The sequence below is a fragment of the Azospirillaceae bacterium genome (assembly GCA_028283825.1).
Taxonomy (GTDB): Bacteria; Pseudomonadota; Alphaproteobacteria; order Azospirillales; family Azospirillaceae; genus Nitrospirillum.
This window is the reverse complement of sequence record JAPWJW010000003.1, coordinates 537,936-555,559: the sequence shown is the minus strand read 5'-3', so window position 1 is coordinate 555,559 and position 17,624 is coordinate 537,936. Positions and strand designations below refer to the sequence as shown.

The window sequence follows — 17,624 nt, the reverse complement described above, 5'->3', positions numbered from 1 at the left end:
CTCAGCCGATGTCGAACTGCACACCCTGGGCAAGCGGCAGGGCACTGGAATAGTTGATGGTGTTGGTGGCGCGCCGCATATAGGCCTTCCAACTGTCGGACCCGGCCTCACGCCCGCCGCCCGTCTCCTTCTCGCCACCGAAGGCGCCGCCGATCTCGGCACCCGACGGGCCGAGGTTGACGTTGGCGATGCCGCAGTCGGAACCGGCCGGACCCATGAACGCCTCCGCCTCACGCAGATCGGTGGTGAAGATGCTGGACGCCAGCCCCTGGGGCACGCCGTTCTGCAGGGCGATGGCTTCTTCCAGCGTCTTGTAGCGCACGACGTAGAGGATGGGGGCGAAGGTCTCCTCCCGCATCGGCCCCGTCTGCGCCGGCAGCGTCACCAGGGCCGGACGCACATAGAAGGCGCCATCGCCGGCCACGTCCACCCGCTCGCCCCCGATCACCGTGCCGCCGGCGGCCTTCGCGGCTTCCAGCGCATGGACCATGGCCTGGTAGGAGGCCTGGTCGATCAGCGGCCCCACCAGGGTGCCCGCCTCACGTGGGTCGCCCACCTTGACGCTGCGGTAGGCGGCGGCCAGCCGGTCCAGCAGGCGGTCGGCCACGCTCTCATGCACGATCAGGCGGCGCAGGGTGGTGCAGCGCTGGCCGGCCGTGCCCATGGCGGCGAAGGCGATGCCGCGCACCGCCAGTTCCAGGTCGGCGGAGGGGGCGATGATGGCGGCGTTGTTGCCGCCCAGTTCCAGCACGGCGCGGGCGAAGCGCTGCGCCAGGCGGGGTGCCACGGCGCGGCCCATGCGGGTGGAGCCGGTGGCCGACACCAACGGCACCAGCGGATGGTCCACCAGCGCCTCGCCCACCCTACCGTCACCCTGGGCCAGGATGGACAGGCCATCGGGCGCCGACCCGAACTTGGCAACCGCGCGCTCAAACGCCGCCTGCACGGCGATGGCGGTCAGCGGCGTCTTTTCCGACGGCTTCCAGATGACGCTGTTGCCGCAGACCAGGGCCAGGGCCGCGTTCCACGACCACACGGCCACGGGGAAGTTGAAGGCACTGATCACACCGCAGACGCCCAGCGGATGCCAGGTTTCCATCAGGCGGTGGCCCGGCCGCTCCGTCGCGATGGTCAGGCCGTAGAGCTGGCGCGACAGGCCGACAGCGAAGTCGCAGATGTCGATCATCTCCTGCACTTCACCCAGGCCTTCCGAGACGATCTTGCCGGCCTCCAGGGTCACCAGCCGGCCCAGGTCGGCACGCACGGCGCGCAGTTCCTCACCCAGCAGGCGCACCAGTTCACCCCGGCGCGGTGCCGGCACGACCCGCCATTCCAAATGGGCGGCTTGGGCCTTGCGCACCAGCGTGTCCACGTCGGCGGCCGACACCGCCTTGACCCGGCCGGCTTCACGGCCATCGATCGGGCTGCGCGCCACGACATCGCCGCCAGCCAATACCGAGCGGTCAACGCCCAGGCGATCCAGGACGGACAGGATGTCGGTTGTGGTAGTCATAAGTCTTCCCTTGTTCCCTCAGGCGCCGGGCGGCCGCATCCGCGGCCTTGGCTTATCCTCGTTTTTCAGTCCGCTTCGCTCCCCGAAAAACTCCGGCGGACGCAGTCGCGTCCTAGGAACCTATAGGGAAGCGATCCACCACGACAGGTCAGGCGACGCGCGCCACCACATGGTCGACCGGGTTGGCTCCCAGATAAGCCCTGCCGAAGCGGTTCGCCAGGAATTCCTCCAGCGCGATGTCTTCCTGGCGGATGAAGCCCTGGGCCGGCAGGCGGCCGTCGGACAGCATGTCCAGCACGGCGCAGATGCCGGCGGCGGTGGTCGTCTGGATGGCGGTGCGCTGGCGCCCGTGGGCCAGGTCGCCGAATACCCGGCTGGAATAGCTTTCCTGGGTCAACTGGCCGTCCAGCAAACCGCTGACGGTGACGAAGATGACCACCACGTCCTGCAGGGTGGCGGGCAAGGCGCCCTCCAGGATGGTTTTGAACAGGTCGCGGCGATCGCGCAGCCGCAGATCGTTCAGCAAGGTTTTCATCAGGGCGCAGTGGCCGGGATAGCGGATGGTCTTGTAGTTCAGGGTGCGCACCTTGCCGGCCAGCACTTCGCCCAGGCTGCCCAGCCCGCCGGAGGTGTTGAACGCCTCATACGGCAGGCCGTCCAGCAGGAATTCCTCCCGCTCCTCCAGCGCCGGCACCTCGCGCAGCTTGCCTTCGACGATGGCCTCGCACGGCTCGCAATACTCGTTGATGACGCCGTCGGTGCTCCAGGTCAGGTTATAGCCCAGGGCGTTGCTGGCGTAGCGCGGCAGGGCGCCGACACGCAGGCGCACGGCGTCCAGGGTATCGAACTTCTTGGCCAGGCTGCCGGCGACGATGGAGATGAAGCCCGGCGCCAGGCCGCATTGCGGGATGAAGGCGTTGGGCGCATTGGCGGCCAGTTCCTTCACCCGGCGGGTGGTGGCCACGTCCTCCGTCAAATCCAGGTAATGGCAGCGCGCGGATGCTGCGGCCTCCGCCACCTTGATGGTCAGGTGATAGGGGGCGGCACTCAGCACCGCGTAGGCGCCGGTCAGCGCTTCCGTCAATGCGCCCACGTCGCTGATGTCAATCTCACGCCGCTCGATGGGCAGGCGTTTGGACACGGTGTCCAGCGCCTTGGCGGAACGGTCCAGCACCGTCACGTGGAAGTCGCCGCTGCCGGCCAGGTTTTCCGCGATGATGGCCCCGATCTTGCCGGCCCCGACGACGACGATGCGACGCATATGTGCTCTCCCGCTGAATGTCCCTGTTGCATCGACTGTCGGGCAAACCCTTGACGGAATGAACGGTCAATGCGACCAATCTGACGGAAATTGGTGGGCAGAATGAACAGTCAGACCGACACATTTCAAGCGGACGACCTGGACATCGCGTTGCTGCGCCAGTTGGAGGCCGACAGCCGCCTGCCCACCGTCACCCTGGCCAAGCGTCTGGGCGTCTCCCGCACCACGGTGCAGGCCCGCATCGAACGCCTGGTGTCACGCGGCGTCATCGCCGCCTTCACCATCCGCCTGGATGCCGATTACCTGGCCCGCCGCATCCAGGGCCATGTCGCCATCACCATCGCGCCGAAGGTGGCGCGCCAAGTGGAAACCAAGCTCAAGGGCATGCCCCAGGTGCGGCAGCTGTTCGCCGTCAGCGGCCCCTTCGATATGATCGCCGTCGTCTCCACCGAATCCATCGCCGAGATGAACACTGTGATCGACGACATCGGCGCCCTGGACGGGGTGGAAAGGACCAATTCCTCCATCATCCTGTCCCAGCGCCTATCCCGTTGAATGCCTATCCCGTTGGTTGGTTGCCGCGAAATCAACCATAGGGTTGTTTTTAGAATTGGTTTCAACATTCCTGCCTGTAGGTTTTACAGTGGGACAGAGGATCGGCGGATTGTTAGCGTCATCCCGTAATAAATGAACACTCGTCGGCGCGTACCGGTGCCGCAGCACCCGGTTTTCCCGGGCCGCACTGGAACGATTTGGGTTGGGGTTGGGGCGGTATGTATAAAAGCGGCGCGACGGATCCGGAAACGGCCCGTCTGGTTCCCCATCAACCGGGTGTCAATCGTGGGACGGCCGCCGCCACCGGCGGACTGACCGCCCTGTTCGGCCTGTGGGTCACTCTGGGCTGGGCCACCGGCACCGCTGCCCTTTACGCCCCCGTTCCCGGCCTGACGCCGATGAGCCCCACCACCGCCGCCTGCTTCGTGCTGGTGGGTGTGGCGCTGATGGTCCTGAGCCGCGCCGCCTGGACCCCCGGCGGCATGTGGCTGGTACGCGCGCTGGCCCTGCCGGTCGCGGCCGTGGGCGCCCTGAAGCTGGCGCAGGTGATCGGGCTGTCCCCCCTGCGCATCGACCAGTACTGGCTGATCGGCACGGTGCGCGCCGCCAACCTGCGCGCCAGCGTGGGCGTCGCCCCCAACACCGCCACCAACTTCCTGCTGCTGGGCCTGGGCCTGCTGGCCGCGACGCGGCCCACGACCAAACGCGTCCTGCTCTGCCAGATGGCTGCGGCCGTGAACCTGCTGCTGGGTCTGATGGCCCTCATGGGGTATGGCTACGGCACGCTGCTGCTATACCAGGTGGGCGCCACCTTCTTTCCCATGGCCCCGCATACCGCCGTCACCTTCATCATCGCGGCGTTTGGCCTGATGAGCCTGTTTCCCGACCGGGGGCCGCTGACCATCCTGACCAATGCCGGCCTGGGCGGCACCGCGGCCCGCCTGCTGCTGCCTGCCGTGGCGCTGGTGCCGGCCCTGCTGGGCCTGGTCTGCGTCTGGGCCCAGCGCTCCGGGCTGATCGACGCGCCCACCGGCCTGACCGTCTTCGCCACCCTGATCATCCTGGCGCTGGCCGCCATCGTCCTGGCCGCCGCCCACCGGCTGGGCCTGACCGCCGGGCGCTTGCGCCGCCTGGCCGAGGACCTGGCCGCCCAGAACAAGGAACTGACGGCGGCGCGTCAGGTGGCCGACGCCGCCAACCAGGCCAAGTCCGAATTCCTGGCCAACATGAGCCATGAGATCCGCACGCCCATGAGTGGTGTCATGGGCATGAACGCCCTGCTGCTGGACACCCCCCTGGACCAGACCCAGCGCCAGTATGCCGACTCCGTGCGGTATTCGGCCGAGGTGCTGCTGGGCGTGATCAACGACATCCTGGACATCTCAAAGCTGGAGGCGGGCCAGATGTCGGTGGAGGCCATCGACTTCGACCTGGAAGAGGTGGTGGAGGGCGTGATCGACCTGCTGGCGCCCCGCGCCGCGGAAAAGGGGCTGGAGATCGGCGCCGACCTGCCGGCCACCTTGCGCCGCCGCTTCAACGGCGACCCCACCCGCCTGCGCCAGGTGCTGGTGAATTTCGCCGGCAACGCCGTGAAGTTCACCGACCAGGGCACCGTGGGCATTGAGGTCCGAGCCATTCCCTTCGACGGGGACATGGTGCCCGTGGAAGGGGGCGTGCGTTTGCGGGTGGAGGTGGTGGACACCGGCATCGGCATCGCGCCCGAGATCCTGCCCCGCCTGTTCGAGAAGTTCAGCCAGGCCGATACCACCATCACCCGCCGCTTCGGCGGCAGCGGCCTGGGCCTGGCCATCTCCCGCGAATTGGTCGGCCTGATGGGCGGTGAATTCGGGGTGGACAGCACCCCCGGCCAGGGCAGCCGCTTCTGGTTCACCCTGCCCCTGCGGCCCGCCCGGACCAACGCCCCCGGCCGCGCCCAACTGCCGGAGAAGCTGCGCGCCGCCCATGTGCTGCTGGTGGACGACATCGCCATGAACCGCCGCATCCTGCGCGGACAGCTGGCCCACCTGGTCACCGACATCGATGAGGCGGAAAGCGGCCCGCAGGCGCTGGCCATGATCCAGACGGCGTTCGCGCAAGGCCGGCCCTTCGACCTGGCCATCCTGGACCAGATGATGCCGGACATGGCGGGCGATGAACTGGCGCGCCGCATCCGCGCCGGCGAGGCCTCGACCGACATCCGGCTGATCATGGCCTCCTCCATGGGGGTGCCGTATCCCCTGCCCCGCGCCCAGGCCGACGGCTTCGCCGCCGTGCTGACCAAGCCCATCCGCCGCCATGATCTGGAAAACGCGCTGACCCGCCTGTTCGGCACGCCGGTGCGGGAGGTGGTGGTCGACGGCGGCCGGCGCCCCCTGCCGGCCCCCGCCGCCGGAACGCCCGCCCGTCCCCTGCTGCTGGTGGAGGACAACATGATCAACCAGATGATCGCCCGCACCCTGCTGGAGGGGAACGGCTTCAAGGTCGACATCGCGGAGGACGGCCTGCAGGCGCTGGAGATGGCGGGCAAGGCCCTCTACAGCGCCATCCTGATGGACGTGCAGATGCCGCGCCTGGACGGGATCGAGGCCACCCGCCGCCTGCGCGCCGGCGGCGGCCCCAACGCCACCACGCCCGTGCTGGCCCTGACCGCCAACGCCATGCAGGGCGACCGGGAACGCTATCTGGCGGCCGGCATGACCGACTACCTATCCAAACCCTTCCAGATTGAGGAGATGCTGCGCGTCGTCGCCCTGTGGGCGCGACCGGTTGACATCGCTCAGGAATCATCGCCGGTTTCCCCGCCCCTGCCCGTGTAAACAGACGATCCGGCGGGTTCTTTGGCGCCCGCCGTTCGCGTTCACACGAGACAGGGTCCCGCCCGCCATGACCGCCGGCCAGCCGTTCTTCACCGTCCCCGTCGCCCGCCCGGGCGCCCCCTCGCAGCGTCGGCGCAGCCAGGCGCTGATCAGCCAGGCGCTGGCCTTCCAGGCGCGGGGCGACATGGGCCAGATGGAGATGCTGCTGCGCCAGGTGCTGGCCCTTGACCCGGCGGAGGCCGACGCCCTGCAGCTGCTGGGCCTGGCCGCCAAGGCGCGCGGCGACCTGACGGAGGCGGAGGCGCTGATGCGCCAGTCCCTGGCGGTGAACAACCGCCAGCCGCATGTGAACTTCAACCTGGGCAACCTGCTGAAGGACACTGGCCGCCCGGCCGACGCCCTGCCCTTTTATGAGCGGGCGGTGACGCAAAAGCCCGACTATGCCGAGGCGCACACCAACCGGGCCGAAGCCCTGGTGGCCCTGGCGGAGCGGGAGGAGACCAGGGAGGGCCGCACCCTGCGGCTGGAGGGCAGCCTGCCCCTGTTCCGCCGCGCCCTGCGCCTGAACCCGGACCATGTGCCGGCGCGCGTGGGCATGGCGGAGGCGCTGTCCATGCTGGGGCGGTTCGCCGAGGCGGAAACCCTGCTGCGCGACGGCCTGGCCCGGCGGCCGGGCGACGTCTTCCTGACCAACAATCTGGGCCTGATCCTGCGCCACCAACAGAAGTTCGAGGAGGCGGCCCCCCACCTGCGCGCCGCCGTCCGCAACGCACCCGACCGCTGGCAGACCTGGCTGAACCTGGGCAACACCCTGCTGGCGCTGGGTGAGATGGAGGAGGCCATCCACTGCCTGAAGCAGGTGGTGGTGCTGGATCCCGCCAACTTCTTCGCCCAGGACAACCTGAACAAGGCGCTGTGGGAGACGGGGCAGCACGAGCTGCTGATGAATTCCTACGAATGGGCCAAGCAGCGCCTGCCGGACGACCCCGACCTGCTGGAAATGACGGCGGAGGCCTACACCCTCTACAGCCGTTACGCGGAAGCCGAGGCCAACCTGGACGCCGCCGCCGCCCTGCGTCCCGACAGCCCCGCCCAGCCGCGCCTGCGCACCACCCTGCGCCTGCGCCAGAACCGGGCGGCGGAGGCGATGGAGATCGCCCGGGCCGGCCTGGCCGCGTCGCCCGGCGACACCCGCCTGCTGAGCCAGATGGCGGAAAGCGCGCTGCGCGCCGACCGGCCGGCCGACGCGCTGGCCGCCGCCCGCCGGCTGGGCGCCTTGCAGCCCGACAACCAGTTCGCCGTGGCCTATGAGGCGACGGCCCTGCGCCTGCTGGACGACCCGGCGGCCGGCTGGCTTTACGACTACGACACCTTCGTCCGCCAGGTCGACCTGGCGCCGCCGCGGGGCTACACCCGCCTGGACGCCTTCCATGCCGACCTGCTGGCGGCACTGGAGGCGCAGCACGTGGCCACGCACGAACCCATCGAGCAGACGCTGCGCCACGGCACCCAGACGCGGGAGAACCTGTTCACCCGGGTGGGCGCCGCCCCGGCCATCCAGGCCCTGCGCGACAGCATCATGGCGGCGGCCCGCGCCTATGTGGACGATTTGCCGGAGGATGACGGCCATCCCTACCTGCGCCGCCGGGGGCAGAAGCTGGAATGGTCCGGTTCCTGGTCGGCGCAGTTGCGCGACCAGGGCTATCACACCGACCACATCCACCCCGAAGGCTGGATCAGCGGCTGTTATTACGCGCGCCTGCCGGACGTGGTGGCGGATGCCGACTCCAAGCAGGGCTGGATCACTTTCGGCGCCGTCGCCATGGGCAGCGGCCCCACCCGCCCCTGGGAACGGGCGATTCAGCCCCGGCCGGGCCTGCTGGTGCTGTTCCCCAGCTATATGTGGCACGGCACCATTCCGTTCCACGGGCCCCAGCTGCGCACCACCGTGGCCTTCGACCTCGCCGGGCGGCCCTGAACGTCCGGTAAAGTGCCTAAATTTTGCGCTGCCCAAAAAACATGCTGCAACGCACTTTTACGCTTCCGCCCATTGATGCTACGGTGCCTGTGACAGGGCACCGGGGGCTATGGGTCGCCATCGCTTCCGCGAACAGGGGAAGTCATGAGCATCCACGTCGCCATCAATCACAAGACGATCTACCGCTATGACCGGCTGATCAACCTGGGGCCCCAGCTGGTGCGCCTGCGCCCCGCCCCGCACTGCCGGACACCCATCCTCTCCTACTCGCTCAAGGTCACGCCCAAGCAGCATTTCCTGAACTGGCAGCAGGATCCCCAGTCCAACTGGCTGGGCCGCCTGGTCTTCCCGGAAAAGACCGAGGAATTCGCGCTGGAGGTGGATTTGGTGGCCGACATGGCGGTCATCAACCCGTTCGACTTCTTCCTGGAACCGGCGGCGGAAAAGTTCCCCTTCACCTATGAGCCCTGGCTGGCCAAGGATCTGAAGCCCTTCCTGGAGGCCGACGCGCCGGGCCCCCTGGTGCGTGAGCTGCTGGCCGGCGTGGACCTGACGCCCACCGGCACCGTCGCCTTCCTGGCCGACCTGAACCTGAAGCTGCAGCAGCGCATCGGCTACGTCATCCGCCTGGAGCCGGGCGTGCAGACGCCGGAAGAGACGCTGGACCTGGGCAAGGGATCCTGTCGCGACACCGCCTGGCTGCTGGTGCAGGTGCTGCGCAACCTGGGCCTGGCCGCCCGCTTCGCCTCGGGCTACCTGGTGCAGCTGGTGGCCGACCAGAAGCCGCTGGAAGGCCCGGACGGCCCCACCGCCGACTTCACCGACCTGCATGCCTGGACGGAGGTGTACCTGCCCGGCGCCGGCTGGATCGGCCTGGACCCCACCTCCGGCCTGTTCGCCGGCGAAGGGCACATCCCGCTGGCCTGCACGCCCGATCCCTTCTCCGCCGCCCCGGTTTCCGGTGAGCTGGAGATGTGCGAGGTGACGTTCGAACACGCCATGTCGGTTACCCGCATCCGCGAACAGCCGCGCACCACCAAGCCCTACACCCCCGACCAATGGGCCGCCATCGACCGGCTGGGCCAACAGGTGGACCGGGAGATCGTGGCCGGCGATATCCGCCTGACCATGGGGGGCGAGCCCACTTTCATCTCCATCGACGATATGGAGGGGGCGGAATGGAACACGGAGGCACTTGGCCCCACCAAGCGCCTGCTGTCCGGCGACCTCATTCGCCGCCTGCAGGCGCGTTACGCCCAGGGTGGCCTGCTGCATTTCGGCCAGGGCAAGTGGTACCCCGGCGAAAGCCTGCCGCGCTGGGCCCTGCAGCTGTACTGGCGCCGCGACGGCGACGCGCTGTGGGCCCATCCCGAGTACCAGGCGGATGAGCGGCGCAACTACGGCCATGGCGTCGCCGAGTCCGAACGCTTCGTCCGCCGCCTGGCGGAGCGGCTGGGCATCGACCCCGACTACGCCCGCGGCGCGTTCGAGGACCCCTGGCACTACATCCGCAAGGAACGCGAACTGCCGGTGAACGTCGACCCCTTCGACGCCAAGCTGGAAAACGCGGAGGAACGGGCGCGCCTGGCCCAGGTGTTCGACACCGGTCTCGGCAACGCCATCGGTTACGCCCTGCCCCTCAACCGCCGGCATGAGGCGACCGGCCCCGTCTGGCTGTCCAGCGCCTGGCCCCTGCGCAGCGACAAGCTGCTGCTGGCGCCGGGCGACAGTTCCATCGGCTATCGCCTGCCCCTGGCCTCCCTGCCCTGGGTGGACAGCATCGACCGGGTATACAGCTACGAACAGGACCCGTTCGACAGTCGGCCGGAACTGCCGTCGCGCGCAGAACTTGAACGGCAGATGGTGCTGCACAAAGGGCAGACGGAACCGCTGACCCGCCAGCACGCCATGGCCGACGTACGCGACACCGGCGGGCGGGAAAAGTCCCTGGAGAAGGGCGCCAGCGCCTGGTGGGTGGTGCGTACGGCCCTGTGCGTACAGCCGCGCGACGGCCGCCTGTACGTCTTCATGCCGCCCACCAGCCATCTGGAGGACTGGATCGACCTGGTCACGCAGATCGAGGGCACCTGCGTGGATACCGACTTGGCCGTGGTGCTGGAAGGCTATCCGCCGCCCCGCGACCCACGCCTGAACAGCATGGCGGTGACGCCCGACCCCGGCGTCATCGAGGTGAACATCCACCCCTCGGCCAACTGGCAGGATCTGGTCTACAGCACCACCACCCTGTATGAGGACGCCCGCCAGACCCGGCTGGGCACGGAGAAATTCGCGCTGGATGGCCGCCATGTCGGCACCGGCGGCGGCAACCACGTGGTGGTGGGGGGACCCACCGCCGCCGACAGCCCCTTCCTGCGCCGCCCCGATCTGCTGCGCAGCCTGCTGAGCTATTTCCAGAACCACCCCAGCCTGTCCTACCTGTTCAGCACCATGTTCATCGGGCCGACCAGCCAGCACCCGAGGGTGGACGAGGCGCGGCACGAAAGCCTGTATGAGTTGGAGATCGCCTTCCGTGAACTGGACAGGGCCGGTCCCAACCCGCCGCCCTGGCTGGTGGACCGGGCCTTGCGCCATCTGCTGGTGGACGTGCAGGGCAACACCCACCGCTCCGAATTCTGCATCGACAAGCTGTACAGTCCCGACAGTTCCACCGGCCGGCTGGGCCTGCTGGAACTGCGCAGCTTCGAGATGCCGCCGCACGCGCAGATGAGCCTGGTGCAGCAACTGCTGCTGCGCACCCTGATCACCTGGTTCTGGCGGGAGCCCTACCGCGCCGGCCTGGTGCGCTGGGGCACCAAGCTGCACGACCGCTTCCTGCTGCCGCAGTTCGTGACCCAGGACATCCAGGACGTGGTGGCCGAGCTGCGCGAGGCCGGCTACGCCTTCGATGAGGCCTGGTTCGCTCCCCACTTGAACTTCCGTTTCCCCAAGATCGGCGGCGTCAACCACCGCAGCCTGACGCTGGAACTGCGCACGGCGCTGGAGCCCTGGAACGTGCTGGGGGAAGAGCCGGGCGGCGGCGGCACCGTCCGCTACGTGGACAGCAGCCTGGAACGCATCCAGGTGCGGGTGGTCGGCCTGGTGGGCGACCGCTACGCCGTCACCTGCAACGGCCGGCGCGTTCCCTTGCATCCCACCGGCACGGAAGGGGAGTTCGTGGCGGCGGTACGCTATCGCGCCTGGCAGCCGCCGGGATGCCTGCATCCGACTATCCCCGTGCATACGCCGCTGGTATTCGATATTTTGGATATTTGGACGGAACGGTCCGTGGGCGGCTGCACCTATCATGTGGCGCACCCCGGCGGGCGCAACTTCACGACTTTCCCGGTGAACGCCAATGAGGCGGAGGGGCGGCGCCTGGCGCGGTTCTTCCCCTTCGGGCACACGCCGGGGCCCATGACCATCCCGCCGGAGACGCGCAATCCGGACTATCCCATGACCCTGGATCTGAGACTTGGCTGACCCGGACATTGCTTGAACCCGCCCCCCACAAGCCGCCGGAACAGCCTTCGCTGTTCAGCGATGCCGGCGACCTCGGTTACGGTATCGGCCCCGTCTTTGATGAGATGGTGACCGGCACGGGGCAATTGCGTCCGCAATGGCAGCATTTCTTCGCCGCCCACGGCCCGTTTTCGCCCGACCAGATGGCGGCGCAGTGGGCGGCGGCGCGTCAGCGCCTGTTCCTGAACGGCGTCACCTTCAACTCCTACCGCGATCCGCAGGGGACGGAACGCCCCTGGCCGCTGGATCCGGTGCCGCTGCTGCTGTCGGCGACGGAGTGGCAGGCGCTGTCCGCCGGGCTGGTGCAGCGGGCACGGGTGGTGGAAAGGGCGCTGGACGACCTCTACGGTCCGCGCACCCTGCTGGCCGACGGCACGGTGCCGCCGGCCCTGGTCTATGCCGACCCCGGTTACCTGCGGCCCTGCCTGGGCCTGCCGGTGCCGGGCGGCCGCCGCCTGCTGCTGTTCGCGGCCGATCTGGTGCGCGATGGCGAGGGGCAATGGCGGGTCCTGACCTGCCGGACGGAGGCGCCGACCGGTGCCGGCTATGCCCTGGAAAACCGCGCGGTGATGAGCCAGACGCTGGCCGACCCGTTCCGCGCCTGCAACGTCGATCGCCTGACGCCCTTCTTTGAAACGCTGCGCGCCTCGCTGGCGCGGGCCGCCCCGCAATGTTCCGGCGTGGACGGCCATCCCCGCGCCGTGCTGCTGAGCCCCGGCCCCTATAACGAGGCGTATTTCGAGCACGCCTACCTTGCCCGCCATCTGCGCATGACCCTGGCGGAGGGCGCGGACATGGTGGTGCGCGACCAGGCCGTCTACCTGAAGACCCTGGCGGGACTGGAACGGGTGGACGTCATCCTGCACCGTGTGGACGACGCCTTCTGCGACCCCCTGGAACTCAGGGTGGACAGCGCGCTGGGCGTGCCTGGCCTGTTGCAGGCGGTGCGCGCCGGCACCGTCGCCGTGGTGAATGCCCTGGGCTCCGGCATGGCGGAAAGCATGGCGCTGCTGTCGCGCATGCCGGCGCTGTGCCGCCGCCTGCTGGGGGAGGAATTGCTGCTGCCCGACGTGCCCACCTACTGGGGCGGCGACGCGGCGCAACGGGAAACCCTGCTGGCCCACCTGGACCATCTGGTGGTGCGCCCCGCCTTTTCCAGCCTGCCCGGCGGCGTAGCCAACGGGCCCGACCTGGACGAGGAGGCGCGCGCGGCGCTGGCCGACCGCATCCGCGCCCGGCCACAGGACTGGGCCGGCCAGGCGCCCATCGCCCCCTCCACCACCCCCGTCTGGCGCGATGGCCGGGTGGAGGCGCGGCCGCTGGTGGTGCGCGCCTTCCTGTGCGCGGGTGAGGATGGCGGCTGGACCGTCATGCCCGGCGGCCTCGTGCGCATCAGCGCCGACGCGCGTCACGCCGCCATTTCCCTGCAACAGGGTGCCGGGTCCAAGGATCTGTGGATCGTGGGGACGGAACCCTTGAGCACCGTCCGCCGCCTGAACACCGCACCCGATGGCGCGCGCGAGCCCAGCCCCGTGCCCGGCAACCTGCCCAGCCGGGCCGCCGACTACCTGTTCTGGGTGGGGCGGTATGCGGAGCGCGCGGCGGCGTCCGTGCGCATGCTGCGCGCCGCCGCCCTGCGCCTGTCCGACGGCAACCGCCCGGCCGCGCGTGAGGAACTGGCCCCCCTGCTGCGCCTGATGGGCCGGGCGACCCTGATTCCCCAGGAAATCGCCCAGATGCCGACCTCCGACGCCCTGCGCGGCATGCGCCAGGCACTGGAAATCGCGGTGGATCCCGCCAACCCCGGCAGCCTGGTGGCGACCACCCAGCGTCTGCGCCGCGCCATGGGCAGCGTGCGCGACCGCCTGCCGTCCGACACCCGCCAAGTGCTGGGGCGGCTGGACACGCTGGCCACGGCGCTGCCCAAGGCTGATCGCGCCGCCCTGCCCCTGCTGCTGGATGAGTTCAGCCAGGTGCTGGCCGCCCAGACCGGCCTGGAACTGGACGGCATGCCGCGCGGTGCCGGCTGGCGCTTCCTGGTACTGGGCCGCCGGATGGAGCGCGCCATCGACGCGGTGGAACGCCTGCAAACCGGCGCCATCACGGCCGAGCGCGTGGGTGCGGCCACGCTGGAAGTGCTGCTGGAACTGGCGGAGGCTGGCCCCGCCTATCGCGAGCGTTTCCCCGTGGGCGTGCAGCGCGAACCGGCCCTCAGCCTGCTGTTGACGGATCTGGAGCATCCGCATTCGCTGCTGTTCCAGCTGGAAACCATCCGCCGGCAGGTCAGCCGCCTGCCCGCCCCGTCGCTGCCGCCCGGCCTGTCTGCGCTATCGGCCGGCGACAGCGACCCGCTGTCCCGCCTGTCCGACCTGGTGGGCCAGGCCCGCTATCGTGCGCACGATCCCGACCTGACGCAGGACATGGGCCGCCTGGGCGCCCTGCTGCACCAGTTGGGCTGGGCGCTGCCGGAAATGTCGAACCTTCTGTCGCAAGCCTATTTCAGCCATGTCCATGCCCGTGCCGCCTGATCCCCTGTTCCCCGAAACGGCGGAGGGGGACGCGGCGCCGGCGCATGTGCGCTATCGCTGCCGCCACATCACCCGCTACAGCTACACGGTGCCGGTCGCGGCCTCGCAACTGATCGCCCATCTGGGCCCGCGCCAGGATGCGCGGCAACGCGGCCGGGTGCTGGACATGACGGTGGAGCCGGCGCCCGCCGTGGCGGTGGACCGGCAGGATTGGCTGGGCAACGCCGTCACCTATGTGGCCATCGACACGCCGCACCTGGACCTGACGGTGTCGGTGGATTTGGACGTGGCCGTCCTGCCCCGGCCCACCCCCGACCTGGCGGCCAGCCCGGCGTGGGAAGATGTGGCCGCCCAGGCGCCCGCCCTCCTGGACGTGGCGGAGTTCCTGGAATCGTCCCCCCGCCTGCGCCTGCCCAGCCCGGACCTCGCGGCGTTCGCCGCCGACAGTTTCCCGCCCGGCCGGCCCGTGGGCTTGGGCGCCCACGACCTGATGAGCCGCATCCACGCCGACTTCACCTTCGACGCCGACGCCACCACCGTCAGCACCCCGGTGCTGGAGGTGCTGGACCTGAAACGCGGCGTCTGCCAGGACTTCGCCCACCTGATGATCGGCGCCTTGCGCGCCCTGGGCCTGCCGGCGCGCTACGTCAGCGGTTATCTGCGCACCCTGCCCCCGCCGGGCCAGCCGCGCCTGCAAGGGGCGGACGCCAGCCACGCCTGGGCACAGGTCTGGTGCGGGGCGGCGGCCGGCTGGGTCGACATGGACCCCACCAACGACACGCTGGCGGGCGTGAACCACATCACCCTGGCCTACGGCCGCGATTATAACGACGTCAGCCCCCTCAGCGGCGTCATCCTGGGCGGCGACGCCCACGCCCTGTACGTCAGCGTGGATGTGGAGGAACAGGGCGAAGAGGAACCGCCAGTGGCCGATAGCGGGCAGAGCCAATCGCAAAGCCAGTCACAAGAAATGGTCTAGCGCCAACACGGCACCGATAAGAAATCAAGCGGGAGGATCATCATGGCCACGGGCGAAACCAACCCCAAGGTCGATGCCTATCTGGACCAAGCCCGGAAATGGCGGGAGGAATTCCGCGCGCTACGGGCCATCGCGCTCGATTGCCCAATGACGGAAGGCTTCAAGTGGGGCAACCCCTGCTATACCGTCGACGATGCCAACGTCGTCCTCATCCACGGCTTCAAGGACTACTGCGCCCTGCTGTTCTTCAAGGGTGCGCTGATTCCGGATCCGGACGGCATTCTGGTCCGGCAGACGGAGAATGTGCAGGCGGCCCGCCAGATGCGCTTCACCAGCCTGGGCCAGATCACGGCCCTGGCGGACACCGTGAAGGCCTATATCCACCAGGCCATCGCGGTGGAACAGGCCGGTTTGGAAGTGGATTTCAAGAAAACCCGTGAGTTCGCGGTACCGGAGGAATTCCAGGCCCGGTTGGATGCGGATTCCGACCTCAAGGCCGCGTTCGAGGCGCTGACACCCGGGCGCCAGCGCGCCTATCTCCTGCATTTCGCGGCGGCCAAACAGTCGAAGACACGGGTTGCCCGCATCGAGAAACACCTGCCGCGCATCCTGGCGGGCAAGGGCCTGGATGACTGATCCACCCGCGCCGTCATATCGCCAAATCCGCAATGATATCTTTCAATCATTGCCATTTCGGAAAGACGGTCCTTGTCCGAAAGTCCTCCCACCAGCAACCCAGCACCGGGAGACGATGATGTCGGACAGAATTCACGAACTGCTGCGCCGCAACCTTCAGGAGGTTTTTGGCGAGGGCGACGCCGCCCGCCGCCGCGCGGCGATCAACGCGCTTTATACGGAAGACTGCGTCCTGTACGCCCCACCCGGCATCATCGTCGGCCGCGACGCGCTGGACAAGTTCGCCGGCGACCTGCGCGCCACGCACCCCCACTTCGCCTACACGCCCCATGGCGCGCCACAAGCCCTGCACAATGCCGGCCGCCTGGCCTGGGGGTCCGGACCGCGCGGCGAAAAGCCGGAGTATACCGGCCTGGACCTGATCATCGTGCGCGATGGCAAGATCGCCGCCCTGTACGTGTTCCTGGACCAGGAGGGTTCCTAGTCCGCCGCCACCATGCGGGCGCGCAGGTCGGCGTGGGTGAAGCGCAGGGCGTTCTCCGGCACTTCCGCCCAGGTGCCGATGAAATCACCCGTCATGTAATGGAACCCGGCGCCGTCGGCGTAGGAGGCCATCAGCGGTGTGTCCACGCCCTCCACCCCGGCGCGCAGGCGCAGCTTCACCGCGTCGTGGGCGAAGCGCGACAGGTCGGGGCCCCAGCGCTTGGGGCCGGCACCGGGGGGCAGCATCATGGTGGCGATATAGACGCCGGCCGCGGCCAGGACGGCCAGATCGCCGCCACTGTCCACCACGGCGATGACCACCCGGCTGAACTGCTTCAGGAAGGTCACGATCTCCGCCGCGCGGCCGGCCGGGATGCCATGCGGCAGCCCCACCACCTGAAAGGCCAGGAAGGCCACCAGTTCCTTCGGAATCGCCTGCAACGCCGCCAGATATTCGCGCCGGCGGGCATGGCCGGCCAGGGTCTCGAAATGCACCGGCACCGCCAGGAAACAGCGGAACTGATTGCGGTACAGTTCGGCATAAACCTCCATGGCCTGGCGCAGCACGTTCAGGTCCAGGCCCAGGATCTGCTGCACGTCGCTGGAATTGGCGACACAGTCATAGCCCCAGACCGGCAGGCGCCCCCGGCGCGGGCGCATGGCACGCGCCAGGTAGATGGACAGCACCTCTTTGCGCACGTCCCAGATGGGGCGGTAGACCACCTCCACCGGCGCCTCATGCTGGGCGAAATTGCCCCAGGGGTTGGCGTTCTCGGCATTCGCACCGACGGCGTCCTGCCCGCTGGCGCCGTGCGCGGCCAAGGCGGCGGCACTGGCCAGCATGTCGCGCAGGCTGGTGCTTTCGAACAGCACCTCACCGCCGATCTCCTGCACGGCGGACTGGACACGGACGGACGCCGTGTCGGCATCGCCCAGCAGCAGGCGCTGCAACTGTTCCACCAGCTTGGCGCAGATCAGCCCGGCCTCGGTCCGGCCCAACTGGGCGAAGACGACGATGTAGCCCTCCTCGCCATAACGGAACCAGGCGTCATTGGGGCTCAACATCTGCGGCAGCAGGCGCTCCGCCAGGGCGTGCACGCGCTCCGCCACCTTGGGCCAGCGGGCGCCCAGCCGGGTCTGAAGGCTTTCCAGGCCGACCATGTGCAGGCTGCCGGCGCACGCCTGGGCCTGGGCCTGGAAGATGGCGCGCAGCTTGGGTGCGGCCTGCGCGAACAGTTCGCCGGACCGCCCATCCCCGCAACCCATCTGATGACCCGACCCGTCCATCGACACAACCGATCCCCGCGTACCTGTCGGGACCAGGATGGGCCGCCGCCCCTTAACAAAGGTTTGAAG

General features: G+C 69.0%; 11 protein-coding genes. 8 read left to right on the top strand and 3 right to left on the bottom strand.

Annotated elements, in window-relative coordinates; genetic code table 11:
* Position 1: 1 nt before the first annotated feature.
* Both PW843_14510 and PW843_14505 read right to left on the bottom strand, forming a co-directional pair.
* The gene (locus tag PW843_14510) at positions 2 to 1,513 is read right to left on the bottom strand and encodes an aldehyde dehydrogenase family protein (protein ID MDE1147811.1); all 1,512 of its coding nucleotides are present in this window, start codon (positions 1,511 to 1,513) and stop codon (positions 2 to 4) included.
* Positions 1,514 to 1,661: 148 nt separating this feature from the next.
* Positions 1,662 to 2,774, bottom strand: a complete 1,113-nt coding sequence (locus tag PW843_14505; protein MDE1147810.1) for a saccharopine dehydrogenase C-terminal domain-containing protein — start codon at positions 2,772 to 2,774, stop codon at positions 1,662 to 1,664.
* Positions 2,775 to 2,876: 102 nt separating this feature from the next.
* Between PW843_14505 and PW843_14500 the strand changes: the two genes are divergently transcribed.
* From PW843_14500 to PW843_14465, 8 genes are all read left to right on the top strand, one after another.
* Positions 2,877 to 3,329, top strand: coding sequence for an Lrp/AsnC family transcriptional regulator (locus PW843_14500; GenBank protein ID MDE1147809.1), 453 nt, complete (start codon positions 2,877 to 2,879; stop codon positions 3,327 to 3,329).
* A 218-nt stretch (positions 3,330 to 3,547) separates the two neighbouring features.
* On the top strand, positions 3,548 to 6,145 hold the full coding sequence (locus tag PW843_14495) for a response regulator (protein MDE1147808.1): 2,598 nt from the start codon (positions 3,548 to 3,550) through the stop codon (positions 6,143 to 6,145).
* Between the two features lie 67 nt (positions 6,146 to 6,212).
* Complete coding sequence (locus tag PW843_14490; GenBank protein MDE1147807.1) at positions 6,213 to 8,123, top strand: tetratricopeptide repeat protein; 1,911 nt, start codon at positions 6,213 to 6,215, stop codon at positions 8,121 to 8,123.
* Between the two features lie 144 nt (positions 8,124 to 8,267).
* Positions 8,268 to 11,603 (top strand): transglutaminase family protein, encoded by a 3,336-nt coding sequence (locus PW843_14485; GenBank protein ID MDE1147806.1) that lies wholly within the window; start codon positions 8,268 to 8,270, stop codon positions 11,601 to 11,603.
* Between the two features lie 8 nt (positions 11,604 to 11,611).
* Positions 11,612 to 14,170: a circularly permuted type 2 ATP-grasp protein gene (locus tag PW843_14480; GenBank protein MDE1147805.1), complete on the top strand. Its 2,559-nt coding sequence runs from the start codon at positions 11,612 to 11,614 to the stop codon at positions 14,168 to 14,170.
* Positions 14,148 to 15,149 (top strand): transglutaminase family protein, encoded by a 1,002-nt coding sequence (locus tag PW843_14475; protein ID MDE1147804.1) that lies wholly within the window; start codon positions 14,148 to 14,150, stop codon positions 15,147 to 15,149. Before PW843_14480 ends, PW843_14475 begins: the two co-directional genes overlap by 23 nt.
* Positions 15,150 to 15,191: 42 nt before the next feature.
* Entirely contained in the window at positions 15,192 to 15,785 is a 594-nt protein-coding gene (locus PW843_14470) for a YdeI family protein (GenBank protein MDE1147803.1), read from the top strand.
* A 115-nt stretch (positions 15,786 to 15,900) separates the two neighbouring features.
* Positions 15,901 to 16,269: a nuclear transport factor 2 family protein gene (locus tag PW843_14465; GenBank protein ID MDE1147802.1), complete on the top strand. Its 369-nt coding sequence runs from the start codon at positions 15,901 to 15,903 to the stop codon at positions 16,267 to 16,269.
* On the opposite strand, the gene PW843_14460 is transcribed toward PW843_14465, so the two are convergent.
* Entirely contained in the window at positions 16,266 to 17,534 is a 1,269-nt protein-coding gene (locus tag PW843_14460; GenBank protein MDE1147801.1) for a hypothetical protein, read from the bottom strand. The genes PW843_14465 and PW843_14460 overlap by 4 nt on opposite strands.
* Positions 17,535 to 17,624 lie beyond the last annotated feature (90 nt).

What these genes read in the sequence shown, in the direction of transcription:
- PW843_14490 (MDE1147807.1), top strand. Translation starts at nt 6,213, where the DNA reads ATGACCGCCGGCCAGCCGTTCTTCACCGTCCCCGTCGCCCGCCCGGGC.
- PW843_14510 (MDE1147811.1), bottom strand. Translation starts at nt 1,513, where the DNA reads ATGACTACCACAACCGACATCCTGTCCGTCCTGGATCGCCTGGGCGTT.
- PW843_14475 (MDE1147804.1), top strand. Translation starts at nt 14,148, where the DNA reads ATGTCCATGCCCGTGCCGCCTGATCCCCTGTTCCCCGAAACGGCGGAG.
- PW843_14460 (MDE1147801.1), bottom strand. Translation starts at nt 17,534, where the DNA reads ATGGGTTGCGGGGATGGGCGGTCCGGCGAACTGTTCGCGCAGGCCGCA.
- PW843_14500 (MDE1147809.1), top strand. Translation starts at nt 2,877, where the DNA reads ATGAACAGTCAGACCGACACATTTCAAGCGGACGACCTGGACATCGCG.
- PW843_14465 (MDE1147802.1), top strand. Translation starts at nt 15,901, where the DNA reads ATGATGTCGGACAGAATTCACGAACTGCTGCGCCGCAACCTTCAGGAG.
- PW843_14505 (MDE1147810.1), bottom strand. Translation starts at nt 2,774, where the DNA reads ATGCGTCGCATCGTCGTCGTCGGGGCCGGCAAGATCGGGGCCATCATC.
- PW843_14485 (MDE1147806.1), top strand. Translation starts at nt 8,268, where the DNA reads ATGAGCATCCACGTCGCCATCAATCACAAGACGATCTACCGCTATGAC.
- PW843_14470 (MDE1147803.1), top strand. Translation starts at nt 15,192, where the DNA reads ATGGCCACGGGCGAAACCAACCCCAAGGTCGATGCCTATCTGGACCAA.
- PW843_14495 (MDE1147808.1), top strand. Translation starts at nt 3,548, where the DNA reads ATGTATAAAAGCGGCGCGACGGATCCGGAAACGGCCCGTCTGGTTCCC.